General features: G+C 46.8%; 14 protein-coding genes. 5 read left to right on the top strand and 9 right to left on the bottom strand.

Annotation, left to right across the window (positions count from 1 at the left end; translation table 11 throughout):
* Positions 1–81: 81 nt before the first annotated feature.
* Positions 82–849, bottom strand: a complete 768-nt coding sequence (locus KW93_RS15025) for a TerC family protein (RefSeq protein ID WP_033543861.1) — start codon at positions 847–849, stop codon at positions 82–84.
* A gap of 366 nt (positions 850–1,215) precedes the next feature.
* Here KW93_RS15025 and KW93_RS15030 point away from each other — a divergent pair, with 366 nt between their 5' ends.
* From KW93_RS15030 to KW93_RS15040, 3 genes are read left to right on the top strand one after another with little or no spacing between them, the layout of a single operon-like run.
* Positions 1,216–1,605, top strand: a complete 390-nt coding sequence (locus KW93_RS15030; RefSeq protein WP_033543862.1) for a MerR family transcriptional regulator — start codon at positions 1,216–1,218, stop codon at positions 1,603–1,605.
* 33 nt (positions 1,606–1,638) lie between these two features.
* Positions 1,639–2,946, top strand: coding sequence for a hemolysin family protein (locus tag KW93_RS15035; protein ID WP_033543863.1), 1,308 nt, complete (start codon positions 1,639–1,641; stop codon positions 2,944–2,946).
* A gap of 55 nt (positions 2,947–3,001) precedes the next feature.
* On the top strand, positions 3,002–4,060 hold the full coding sequence (locus tag KW93_RS15040; RefSeq protein ID WP_033543864.1) for a hemolysin family protein: 1,059 nt from the start codon (positions 3,002–3,004) through the stop codon (positions 4,058–4,060).
* A 366-nt stretch (positions 4,061–4,426) separates the two neighbouring features.
* On the opposite strand, the gene KW93_RS15045 is transcribed toward KW93_RS15040, so the two are convergent.
* Both KW93_RS15045 and KW93_RS15050 read right to left on the bottom strand, forming a co-directional pair.
* Positions 4,427–4,891 carry an SRPBCC family protein gene (locus KW93_RS15045; protein ID WP_033543865.1) on the bottom strand — a complete coding sequence of 155 codons (465 nt, stop codon included), beginning with the start codon at positions 4,889–4,891 and terminating at the stop codon, positions 4,427–4,429.
* A gap of 20 nt (positions 4,892–4,911) precedes the next feature.
* Positions 4,912–5,544, bottom strand: a complete 633-nt coding sequence (locus KW93_RS15050; protein ID WP_052131655.1) for a tetratricopeptide repeat protein — start codon at positions 5,542–5,544, stop codon at positions 4,912–4,914.
* 187 nt (positions 5,545–5,731) lie between these two features.
* Between KW93_RS15050 and KW93_RS15055 the strand changes: the two genes are divergently transcribed.
* Positions 5,732–6,451, top strand: coding sequence for a cytochrome c biogenesis CcdA family protein (locus KW93_RS15055; RefSeq protein WP_033543866.1), 720 nt, complete (start codon positions 5,732–5,734; stop codon positions 6,449–6,451).
* A 59-nt stretch (positions 6,452–6,510) separates the two neighbouring features.
* On the opposite strand, the gene ccsB is transcribed toward KW93_RS15055, so the two are convergent.
* The 6 genes from ccsB to KW93_RS15085 all read right to left on the bottom strand — a co-directional run bounded on the left by ccsB (position 6,511) and on the right by KW93_RS15085 (position 11,008).
* Positions 6,511–7,707: a c-type cytochrome biogenesis protein CcsB gene (gene ccsB / locus KW93_RS15060; RefSeq protein WP_033543867.1), complete on the bottom strand. Its 1,197-nt coding sequence runs from the start codon at positions 7,705–7,707 to the stop codon at positions 6,511–6,513.
* 252 nt (positions 7,708–7,959) lie between these two features.
* Positions 7,960–8,700, bottom strand: a complete 741-nt coding sequence (locus KW93_RS15065) for a hypothetical protein (protein WP_033543868.1) — start codon at positions 8,698–8,700, stop codon at positions 7,960–7,962.
* A gap of 30 nt (positions 8,701–8,730) precedes the next feature.
* Positions 8,731–9,075: a DUF6176 family protein gene (locus tag KW93_RS15070; protein WP_033543869.1), complete on the bottom strand. Its 345-nt coding sequence runs from the start codon at positions 9,073–9,075 to the stop codon at positions 8,731–8,733.
* A gap of 18 nt (positions 9,076–9,093) precedes the next feature.
* Positions 9,094–9,753 carry a DUF3885 domain-containing protein gene (locus KW93_RS15075; RefSeq protein WP_033543870.1) on the bottom strand — a complete coding sequence of 220 codons (660 nt, stop codon included), beginning with the start codon at positions 9,751–9,753 and terminating at the stop codon, positions 9,094–9,096.
* A gap of 170 nt (positions 9,754–9,923) precedes the next feature.
* Positions 9,924–10,685, bottom strand: a complete 762-nt coding sequence (locus tag KW93_RS15080; protein WP_033543871.1) for a VanZ family protein — start codon at positions 10,683–10,685, stop codon at positions 9,924–9,926.
* The gene (locus KW93_RS15085) at positions 10,646–11,008 is read right to left on the bottom strand and encodes a PadR family transcriptional regulator (protein WP_033543872.1); all 363 of its coding nucleotides are present in this window, start codon (positions 11,006–11,008) and stop codon (positions 10,646–10,648) included. The genes KW93_RS15080 and KW93_RS15085 overlap by 40 nt, the downstream gene beginning before the upstream one ends.
* 169 nt (positions 11,009–11,177) lie before the next feature.
* Between KW93_RS15085 and KW93_RS15090 the strand changes: the two genes are divergently transcribed.
* Positions 11,178–11,462, top strand: a complete 285-nt coding sequence (locus KW93_RS15090) for a hypothetical protein (RefSeq protein WP_033543873.1) — start codon at positions 11,178–11,180, stop codon at positions 11,460–11,462.
* The last annotated feature ends 46 nt before the right edge of the window (positions 11,463–11,508 follow it).

Below are 11,508 nucleotides of genomic sequence, written 5' to 3' on the forward strand. Positions count from 1 at the left end.
CTCTCCCGCCCACAACCCCACGCCCAACAAAAAAACCGGCCCAAGAGAACAATCTCCTGAACCAGTTGAATCATAAGTGAATTATACCGCCGCTTTATCAGCTTCACGCTTCTTCTTGATACTCACCAGCGCGCCGACTGCGACAATCGCAAGCAATATGCCCCAGAAGATGAGCTTCCATTCCGTGGAATGGGCAAAGTCGTAAGGCAGGATGCCGAGGTTTTTATGGCCGAGTGTCAGGACGGTCAATTTGACGCCTACCCAGCCGACGATGACGAACGCTGTCGTTTCAAGCTGCGAGTAATCGGTGAGCAGCTTGACGAATTTGTGGGCCGCGAATCGCATGATGACGATACCGACCAATCCACCGGCAAGCATGACGCCGAACTGGCCGCCGTTGATGCCGCCAACTTCCATCGTGCCAAGATGCGGCAATGTCATTGCGAGCGCTACAGCCGCAAGCATGGAATCGACCGCGAAGGCGATATCCGCCAATTCCACTTTCAATACAGTCATCCAGAAACCGGCGCCTTTTGTCGTTTCCGGCTCAATCGAATGTTCCTTGCCTTTTCGCTGATCGTAAATGTGTTTAAACGCGATGAACAGGAGATACGCTGCACCGAGCGCCTGAATCTGCCAGACGTCTACCAGTAACGTAATCATGAATAATGCGGCGAAGCGGAACACGAATGCTCCCAGCAATCCGTAGAATAACGCTTTTTTCTGCTGCTCTTTCGGCAGGTGCTTGACCATGACCGCCATAACCACCGCGTTGTCTGCAGCGAGTAACCCTTCAAGCGCCACCAGCACCAGCAGGACCCATACATACTCCAATAAAATTGCTTCCATCTTTCAAACCCCCAGTTAATTTTTGCAACAAAAAAGACCCATGCCCGATGAAGGCAAAGGTCTCGCTAAGCAAAATTAACTGCTATTACAGCCGGTGGCTTTTAACCACGCAATGACGACTGTAAAATAGGTTTCCCTAAAGCTACTCCCCTTTGACGAATGTCAAAAGTCTATTGAGTTGTTACCAACAATATAGCACGCTGCAGGCAAAATGCGCAAATGAAAATTCGTCTGAAATATGAAATTTTTATTCATAAATTCAAAAATAGTCTATCAAAACCGTAACGTTTCACTGTATGGTTAGACCAATTTTATGATAAGATATTCTTAATTTAAATTGGAGGTGTCTGCATTGGGAAGGGATTAATGAGAATCGGTGAAGTTGCAAAATTGAGTGGAGTGTCCGTCAGAACCATTGATTATTATACGAATGCGGGTTTATTGGCATTCGAACGCTCTGAAGCCAATTACCGGCTTTATCCCAATAATGTTCTGCAGACACTTGAACGGATTCAGGTATTGAAAAAACAGCGCATGTCGATCGTGGAGATCCAGGAAATCATTTGTGCAGGGGAAACTCCGGAAACGGAAGAGCTGATTGATGAAGTGATCAATGAGTTTGATCAGCTGCAGCAAAAGATTGTCCGGCTGGAAGAACAGCTGAAGGATGCACCGCATCATGCGAAGACGCAAACGGGCAAAGCACTGGAGAGAAAGATGGCTGCCATCACGGCTCTTTTGGCTTTGCTCCAATAAACCCGGAGGTGAATCCCTTTTACAGGGACATAAGTGGACATAATCACGATATTGAATTTAGTGTTATTGGTAGTATTGCTCGGCCTGACAGCCTTTTTCGTCGGATCAGAGTTTGCCGTCGTCAAAATCAGGATGTCGCGGCTGGATCAGTTGATCGCGGAAGGAAATAAAAAAGCGGTTACGGCGAAGAAAGTTGCGACCGACCTCGATTATTATCTGTCGGCCTGCCAACTCGGCATCACCGTTACAGCTCTCGGACTCGGTGCACTTGGTAAACCGACCGTCGAACGCCTGATGTACCCGGTTTTCGACTTTTTCCAGGTATCGGATGCGGCAGCAGCGACAGCGTCCTACGCCATCGCGTTCCTGCTTGTCACTTATCTTCACGTTGTAGTGGGTGAAATGGCGCCGAAAACACTGGCGATTGAATTCGCGGAGAAAATGTCATTGCTGCTTGCTCCGCCGCTGTACTGGTTCGGTAAAGTCATGAAGCCATTCATCTGGACCCTGAATGGTGCTGCACGCGTGTTATTGCGCACATTCGGCGTTCAGCAGGGCCACGAACAGGCTTACTCGGAAGACGAATTGAAAATTGTCATGGCCCAGAGTTTCGAAGGCGGTGCCATCAATGAAACCGAACTTTCCTATATGGAAAATGTTTTCACATTCGATGAACGCACAGCGAAAGAGATTATGGTGCCGCGTACAGAACTTGTAACACTCGATAAAGATATGCCCCTTGAAGAAATCGTTGAGATCCTTGATGAAAATAATTACACACGTTACCCGGTCACGGAAGATGGCGACAAAGACCGTATCATCGGCTATGTTAGCGCCAAGAAGATGCTGCCGCATATCGTTGCAGGACGTCCCTGGGAGCTGCAGAACTTTGTACGTGAATTGCCGACTGTTTTTGAAATGACCGGCCTGCAGGATGCCTTGCTGAAAATGCAGCAGTCGCGTGTCCATATCGCGCTGGTCGCCGATGAATACGGCGGTACTGCCGGAATGCTTACAATGGAAGATATACTGGAGGAAATCGTCGGGGAAATCCGCGATGAATTCGATGATGATGAAGTGCCGGACATCAGCCCTGTAAACGACACTGACTACCAGATCAACGGCCGTGTACTGCTGAGAGATTTGGAAGACCGCTTCGGCTTGACGTTTGAAGAAAGCGAAGATATCGATACGATCGGCGGCTGGGTTCATTTCAGGAGTGCCGGAGAAGTCCATACCGGCAGTACTGTCACGCAAGGTAAGACTTCATGGACGGTGACTGAAATGGATAACCAGCAGATCAAACAGGTCCTGTTCCATCAGGAAACACTGCAGGACTGACACAGATTAATCCAACTAAACTCGGAGGTGAATCCCTCTAAACGAGGGAACCATATTGGACGGACAAATAGCCATAAATTTACTGCTCGTCGCGCTGATGATCATCGCGACAGCATTCTTTGTCGGTGCGGAATTCGCCATTTTGAAAGTGCGTATGTCCCGGATCGATCAATTGATTTCAGAAGGCAATAAAAAAGCATTGCGCGCCAAAGAAGTTGCAAACAATCTTGATTACTACCTGTCAGCCTGCCAGCTCGGCATCACCATAACGGCCCTGATACTCGGAGCTTTGGGTGAACCGACTGTCGAACGGCTGCTGCGTCCCGCATTCGACTATTTCTCAGTACCGGATGTACTTGCAACAGCACTTTCCTATGCCATCGCACTCGGAATTGTAACATTCCTCCATGTGGTCATCGGTGAATTGGCACCGAAGACACTGGCAATCCAGTATGCAGAACGGATGACGCTGCTTCTTGCGCCGCCGCTTTATTGGTTCGGCAGAATGATGAATCCGTTCATCTATGTACTGAACGGCTCGGCCCGTCTGCTGTTGAAAATGTTCAAAGTTGAACCGGCCGGCCATGAAGACGCCCATTCCGAAGAGGAATTAAAGCTGATCATGGCAGAAAGCTACCAAAGCGGTGAAATCAACCAGACCGAATTGACGTACCTCAAAAACATTTTCGCGTTTGACGACCGCATCGTCAAAAACATCATGATTCCGAGAGAACAGATTGTGGCCGTCGACAGGGGCATTTCGCGCGATGACTTTTTCTCCATCATGGATGAAGTCCAGTTTACCCGTTATCCGGTAATGGAAAACGGAGACATCAACCGCCTTTACGGCTATATCAATACGAAGGAATTGCTGACGAGCATGGCAGCAGGACGCCGGCAAGAGCCGGAATCCTTCGTCCATGAGATGCCAAGCTTTCCGGAAACGACGCCTATCCAGAAAGTGCTGACGAAAATGCAGCAGAGCCGGACGCATATGGCGATCGTCACCGGAAAAGACGGCAAAACCACTGCCGGCCTTGTGACGATGGAAGATATTCTGGAAGAGATCGTCGGCGAAATCAGCGACGAATCGATTGATCCGGAGCCGATTTGAAAATTTTGATGCAGGTTAATGAAAAATAGAAAGTAAACTAAAGCAGAACGAACCAGGCGACTGGCCCGTTCTGCTTTTTGTTTAGTTTTTTCGTTTGTCGCCCAGCGAAAAACATGCGATTGGGGGTTGAAGTTTGGGTGAGGGTAAAAGCGGCTGAGGCAATCTAGGTTGAGTGATTTCTGATGGCGTATAAGTATTAAATTAGACGCAAGATTATTAAGTTGAGCACAACTTTTCTTCTCCCGCGCATAGAACCTGCTTTCCCGCGCACAAAGTTTCTTCTCCCGCGCACAACTTTCTCTGTCCAGCCCATAAGCTGGAGAAGAGGGTTTTTTCACTTATCTAACCGAATAATTCTTTAGGAAACTAACTCTCCTGCTGCCTTCCCTCTGCTATCCGCTTCAACTCCACAGCCCTCTCTGTAATAAACCGGGTCATGTACTTTTCAAGAAACAGCCAATCAGCTATTCTTCCAAGGATTCCCAAAGGTGAACGATAGATAAACCGATCCTTCATAATCGTGCCGCTCCCTTTTTCAATAAATTCATGGGTATGCACGAACGAGTGGAAAGCCCCTTTCAACATAACATCTGTAAATCTGTATGGCCTTTCCATTTCAGTAATTTGAGCCGTCAGTTTCTGCTTCACGCCGAGATGGACCGCTTCCCATGTGACCGAATCGCCTTTTTCCATCAACCCTGACGTAACGCCAGCGATGGCTCGCTCCTTTGTCCTGGCAGTAGTTTCCGTATGGATATCGACGTTTCGTGTAAGGTCGAAACAGACTTCAACTGGCGCTTCGACGTAAATTTCGTGGTTTATGGTTGGCATGGGGGTGGCTCCTTTCGATGTCAAATATGCTTCAGAAACTCCTGTATTTCCGCCACACCCAGGGCGTCTCCCGCTTCTTCAAAAGAAGAACGGGCTTGCTGGAAATAAACTTTCGCCTGGTCAATCCTGCGTTTCACCAGCTCAATCTCACCCAACCCTCTGTACGCACAGCCTTCTGCAACCGGATCATTAGCGGCTTTAGCATATTCCAGCGAAGTTTGAAGCAGTCTGGAAGCCTCTTCATGCTGCTTCTGCTTTAACGCGATGTATCCTCTTTCGTAACAGTTTGCCGAAAAACCGATGTGGAAATCAGGAAAATGCCGCTTCCAAATTTCCGCTTCCGCCGTGAAAAGGCGTAAAGCCTTCTCATATTCCCCGGCCATCCTCTCCACCATCCCCATCTGATGCAGCGCCATGGCTTCTTCTTTTTTATCCGCCTCTGCTGCCGCGATCTCCCGTACTTCATTGAAATACTGCTTTGCTTTCTCCATTTCTCCCTGATGACTTTTCACATACCCCAGCCCATACAGGATTGCCTTATATGCATCCGACGTTCCGTCTGCCAGATCTTCCAGGCAGGCCAAGTAGATGGCTTCGGCCTTTTCAAACTCCCCCTGTTCAAACAGGTCGAAAGCTTCGTTTATTTTCTTCATCTGCTCAGCCCCCCGGTTTAGTAGTTCGAACATTCTGACATTAATAAATTATAAAAGGAGAAGGCTTCCCTGGAGAGAAACCTTCAGATCACCAATCTGTCTTCGTTCATTTAATTGTAAAATCGTGCACGAATTACAGGAATCCACGTCTGTCCTCTTGTGCTAGAATAGCATAGAGGTGTTGAATTTGGAAAATGTTACTATACTGGTCGCTTTGGCCGGCGGATTCCTGGCTTTTATTTCTCCGTGCTGCCTGCCCTTATACCCATCATTCGTTTCGTACATAACCGGCGTTTCCGTCAATGAATTAAAGGAAAATAAAGAGGCTTCGTTCCGTAAAAAAGTGTTGATCCATTCGATATTCTTTTCTCTCGGATTTTCTGTCATCTATTACATCTTAGGTTTCTCATTGAGTGCCGTCAGCGGCCTGTTCATCAGGCATGAAACGCTTATCCAAATGCTCGGCGGGATTTTCCTCGTCTTTATGGGCTTGTTCCTGATGGGCGTGCTCAAACCTGAGTTCCTGTTCAAAGAAAAACGTCTGAACCATAAAAAAAGACCGTCCAGTTATTTGAATTCGTTCGTGGTCGGGTTTGTATTCTCGGCGGGCTGGACACCTTGCATCGGGCCGATTTTCGCCGCCATTATGGCTTACGGCAGCCTCGTCAATCCTGCGCAGACACTTGCGGTGGTTACGGCGTATTCGCTCGGCTTCTGTATCCCGTTCATCATCATGGCTTTCTTCATCGGCAAGACGCGTTTTATCCTGAAATATTCATCTGCCCTGATGAAATTCGGCGGCACAATCATCGTCGCGCTCGGTATCATGATCTATTTCGATCAAATGCATTATTTGAATATCTGGACGGCGGATCTGCAGTATTTCATCGAGTCGCTGCTGACGTGATGGTATGAAAAAATAAAACCCGGCGGGAACTATCGGTTCCCGCCGGGTTTTATGATTATTCAAGCATATGAATGCAAACCGGCTATGACCAGATTTACAAAGATTTGATTGAAGATAATGGTTCCGAAACCGATGATGGCGAGCCAGGCAGTTTTTTCGCCCGTCCATTCCTTGCCAATGCGCAGATGAAGAAACGCGGCATAGAACAGGAATGTGATGAGTGCCCATACTTCTTTGGGATCCCAGCCCCAGAAGCGGCTCCAGGCAATTTGCGCCCAGATCATTGCAAAGAACAAACCGCCGAGTGCGAATAACGGAAAGCCGATGACGACCGCACGGTAAGAAATTTCATCCATGAGGGTCAAATTGACTTTATTCGTGAACGGCTGCAGCAGTTCTGCGATTTTCTTCCGGGTAAGGAGACGAATCAGCACGTACAATACTGTACCTGCCAGGAAAGACCACAGCACAGAATTTAACTTTTGGGCTTCGATGCTGTTCGGAATTTCAAGCAGGCCTGCATAGTGGCTGGCCGGCTGATAAGCCCCCGAAATTTCCTCGACTGTTTCCGAACCGTTCGGCACGACGATTGCCGGCAGCGTATACTCGTAAACCTGGCTCTCGCCCTGCTGATTTTCAAATTGATAGCTTGCACTGTAATCGACCGTACGGAAAGCGGAAGTGATCAGGATAAATCCGACGACCACTACCAGGAAATACAGGATAAACTCCAAAAAGAAAGGACGCTTCCCTTTGTCGTTCATGTCCACGTTTTTCAATAAATAAATGAGGCCGGTCACAAACGAGACGGACAGTACCGCGCTCGCAGCGGCTACCGTAATCACATGAATCGTGAGCCAATGGCTTTGCAGCGCCGGAATCAGTGGTGATACATCATTGGCGAACATGCTGGCGTAGGCGATGATCAAACAGGACACCGGAAGAAGGAACAAGCCGACGACCGGTTGCCGGTAAAGATAATAGAAGACGAAGAAACTGCCCACCAGCATGATTCCGAAGAAAGTCAGGAATTCATTGAGGTTGCTGACCGGCGCATGGCCTGAAGCGATCCAGCGCAGGATAAAATAATTCAGCTGCGCTAAAAATCCGATGACTGTCAGAGTCATCGCAATCTTGACTGCAATCTGTTTACGGGATTTCACGGCGATGCCGAACGGCACGATCGCAATCAGGTAGACGATGAATGAGAAAAATAAAGACGAACTGCTTAACGTAATGAGGGTTTCTGTCGACATGTTAACACTCCTTATGGCACATGGATAGTTGATACGGACTATCCCCATAATACCATTTTCTTGAAGTGAAATTCCGGGTCGATTGTGTGTCTAAATTTCACTGACCTCCTGACCCACAGCCTGCTTTGTGATGCCGGAGCACCGATTGAAACGAAAAAATCTTTGCGGACGCAAAGATTTCCTTAAGGGATTGGAGTTTTTCGCGGCTGCGAAAAACATCCGCTGGACTACTATTTTGCCATGCACCTATTTTCATTTATCCAACTGAAAATACTCCGTCAGCGGCATCTTGCGGCCTTCTTCATGCCATTTGTGATATTCAGCGAAAACTGCCTGGATATCGTTTTCAAAACGTTTCTCGACCAGATATTTTACGGCAAGAAAGCTCCGCCAGTAATCGAACATTATGCTTGAGAGGCTGCCCACATAGGAGCCGCTGCCAAAGTCATCGATCGACCGGCTGCCGTATTGCTCGCTGAAAACCTCCACCAATTCCGTCTCCACCGCTGTGATGTCATCGAATTCTTTATTGCTCAGCAGCAGTTTCCTCGGCAGATATTCACACATGCCTTCTTCGAACCAGATGCTGTCGTCACGTTCATCGTCGAATTCATCCGGAAATAAATCCGAGTGATGAGTCAATTCATGCGCCAGAATCGTAAAAAGGTGATTCTCTGAATAATTCTCGTAAAACTTCCGGATACGCGGCAGGTCTTTACCATCCAGCTGGGTGAGGAATAATGTTCGCCAGGCTTCCAGATCCGGCGATATGTAGATAATGTCCCTATTCGTATAAGCAGGAATCGGAATTTCAGACAGCACCGAAGTGGCAAGTTCCGCCGAAGTCCAGACGACGCCTTTTGGTTTGTCGTTCAAAGCGTAATCTTTTTCCATCGTCTGTTCGAAAGCGGCGAGCCGCTCGCTGAAACGATCGATGATCGATTCGTATTTTTCATAGTCTTCGATATTTTCGAAAGCGTAGATGTGTTTCATTTAAGTCAATCCTTCCGTAAAACTCTCCCGTTACTTCATACTTTCCGCAACACTTGCCGGGTTCATGACGACTGCCGGGTTCAGATCCACCCCCGGAAATGACGGATCGATGCATTCTTTCCAGTAAGCCATATGTTTCTCGTCAATCCAATGCGTTGAAGTTTCGACATCCTGGCCGCCCTCTCCCTGAATTGAATACCAATACAGATATTCGCTGCCATCGAGCACTTCGCGGAAAATCGTCTCCACATACATCCTCTCGCCTTCCAATGTCACCAATACGTCTTTCATATTGTCGTTTAAAAATACCAGCCATTCATCGACGACAGCCGTCTGTCCTTCTTTCACACGAAATCTTGTCAGTTCTACATTCATCTTATTCTTCTCCATTCTTCATTTAAATACAGCATCGATTTTTTCCCTGTCGTAATCGAGGATCCAATCGTTGTACCGCTCATATAAAAAGCGGATGTCCTCTTTGTCTGCGGCGATGATATCACAGCCCCGGTCATCATACAGGTGATAAATGAGTTTTTTCGACAGGTTAATGAAATAAATATCGGAGCCGCTTTGCTGATTTTTCAGGATTCTCGAAGGATGCTCGAAATCCTCATAACAGATGGCCTGCAATAATTTTGGGAAGCGAATGTCCCCTTTGCGGCAGGTGTAGCTGAAGCGGTAAGTCGTGATGTCACCTTCGTCGAATTCCGGCAGCTGCATATTTTTAAGGTGCAAGTTATGCAGTGCCTGTGATTGTTTAATGTATTTCCTATAGACATTCAAAGGCTTTTTATGAAGGAACAGGTTATCTCGAGGCACGTTAACATCTGTCACAAAAAGAATGTCATCTTCCTCATCAAAAACCGCATCGAATAAAGCAGTGGACCGCTTAAAAGCCCGGTCCAGGTGCCCGGGCTCATTATAAGACTGATGCGGATCTGAAATTTCGAAGCGGATGCCCGGTTCCCAGGCATAAAATAGGGCTGGTTCCAATTCGATGCCGTTAAATGTTCGGGTTAAAAATGTCTGCACTTCGTCAGTTTTTCGGTTCAATCTACTTCCTCCACATTCTCAAAACTATAAATTCTCCACTTCTCTCTACTATACAAATGATGGAAAAAGAAAACCAGCTGCTTTTGGAAATCTCTTCTTTATTCCATCACCTTTCTTCAAACAAAAAAGAAGAAACCGGACCTCCAGTTTCTTCTCAACTAATAGTCTGCTCAGCCCGAAATCCCCTGACTCAACGACGTCTTCGCAAAACGATAAGTTTGGAAAGCAATCCTATAAATTACCGCCCCTATGACCGCTCCCAGGGTGTTTAGAATAATATCATCCACATCGAAGCGCCCGACCCGAAGGAAGAATTGAGTGATTTCGATGGAAACCGTCAGCACAAAAGCGGCCATGGCGACTTTGCCGATCGTGTTAAAGCGCCTGAACAGCAGCATGAGAAAAATGCCTAAAGGAATAAAAATCAATATATTCCCCAGCGTGTTATCAATGACGATATTCAAATTGAAATTTTGAGCTCCTGTTATATACGTATAAATGCTGTGGAATGGCACAATGTTCGTGTTCCATTCCCAGGCTTTCAAATTGAAAAATCCGCTTGTCCCCTGGGGGATGGAAAAGTACCTATTATATGGATCATTGCTAAAAATAAGGTACATCAACCGGAATACGATCAGCTGTCCAAGAACTGCAGCAGCATAAATCCCAAACAACACCATTCCGATTTTATGTATTACTTTTTTCTCCGGTGCAACAGAATGCTCGAGGCCTTCTTTGATGATTTCCGGATCCCCGAATTCTTTGATCGCCAGGGCACTCGCTTTTTCCTTGTCGAATCCTTTGTTTTCATATTCTTCAACGAGCATATCCAAATGGCCCGTCAACTCCTCTGCCAGATCCCGCTTCTCTTTCAGGCTGCAGTCCAAGTCGCTTACGATTCGTTCAATATAGGTTTCGATGGATCGTTCCACATTTTCCCCTCCGTACACGAGTTGATTAATTGGCTCACTTTTTGCCACTCGTTCAATTTTCTGCCCAGCTCTTTTTTCCCGTCTTTGGTGATCCGGTAATACTTTCTTCTGGCGCCCGTATCCGATTCTTCCCAATAAGACTCCAGAAACAGCTTCGCTTCCAGTCTTTTCAAAGCCGGATACAGCGTCCCTTCACTCATGCTGTAGAGTTCATCGCTGTTTTCCTTCAATTCCTTCACCATTTCATAGCCGTACATATCCCGTTTGTTCATCAGCGACAGCAGCAGAATGTCGATGCTGCCTTTCATAATTTCCTTATCCATTTCTTCACCTCTTCGTTTTACGTTAACTACATCGTATAACAATGTACATCGTAATACAACGGTATTTTAAAATATTTCATTTATTCTGATGAGTCCAGTCAATAAAAGAAACTAATTCAGATTGCTAGGGTCATATTACTGTAGATATTCGTTGAAAGGGGTGAGAAGTTTGTATTTTGCATCGATCCTGTTTTCATTCATCCTGTCGATGGCGGCAGCGGTGTTCGTTTATAGAAAGAAGAAGACGAAAGGGATCAGCATCCTTTCAGCTCTTTTGATAAATGTACTGGTTTTAGGTACGGCGTTCACTGTTTCTTACCGGATAAATCTGGACAGCTGGAATTTCGGCACGGGCGATTGGGAAATTGCATATTTAATCATTGCCATCCCGCTCCTCACCTGGCTGAATGCTTTTTTGCTGCAGTTTGTGAAAATGGAAGAGTTGGTGAGATGACTTCCCGATTTTATTTGCGGTAAACGGTGGTTTGTTTGCGTTATAA

The sequence above is a fragment of the Planococcus sp. CAU13 genome (assembly GCF_000775575.1).
GTDB lineage: Bacteria > Bacillota > Bacilli > Bacillales_A > Planococcaceae > Planococcus.

Bases quoted from the DNA above. Each gene is read 5' to 3' on its own strand.
- KW93_RS15025 (WP_033543861.1), bottom strand. From the start codon at position 849: ATGGAAGCAATTTTATTGGAGTATGTATGGGTCCTGCTGGTGCTGGTG.
- KW93_RS15030 (WP_033543862.1), top strand. From the start codon at position 1,216: ATGAGAATCGGTGAAGTTGCAAAATTGAGTGGAGTGTCCGTCAGAACC.
- KW93_RS15045 (WP_033543865.1), bottom strand. From the start codon at position 4,891: ATGCCAACCATAAACCACGAAATTTACGTCGAAGCGCCAGTTGAAGTC.
- KW93_RS15050 (WP_052131655.1), bottom strand. From the start codon at position 5,544: ATGAAGAAAATAAACGAAGCTTTCGACCTGTTTGAACAGGGGGAGTTT.
- ccsB (WP_033543867.1), bottom strand. From the start codon at position 7,707: ATGTCGACAGAAACCCTCATTACGTTAAGCAGTTCGTCTTTATTTTTC.
- KW93_RS15065 (WP_033543868.1), bottom strand. From the start codon at position 8,700: ATGAAACACATCTACGCTTTCGAAAATATCGAAGACTATGAAAAATAC.
- KW93_RS15070 (WP_033543869.1), bottom strand. From the start codon at position 9,075: ATGAATGTAGAACTGACAAGATTTCGTGTGAAAGAAGGACAGACGGCT.
- KW93_RS15085 (WP_033543872.1), bottom strand. From the start codon at position 11,008: ATGGATAAGGAAATTATGAAAGGCAGCATCGACATTCTGCTGCTGTCG.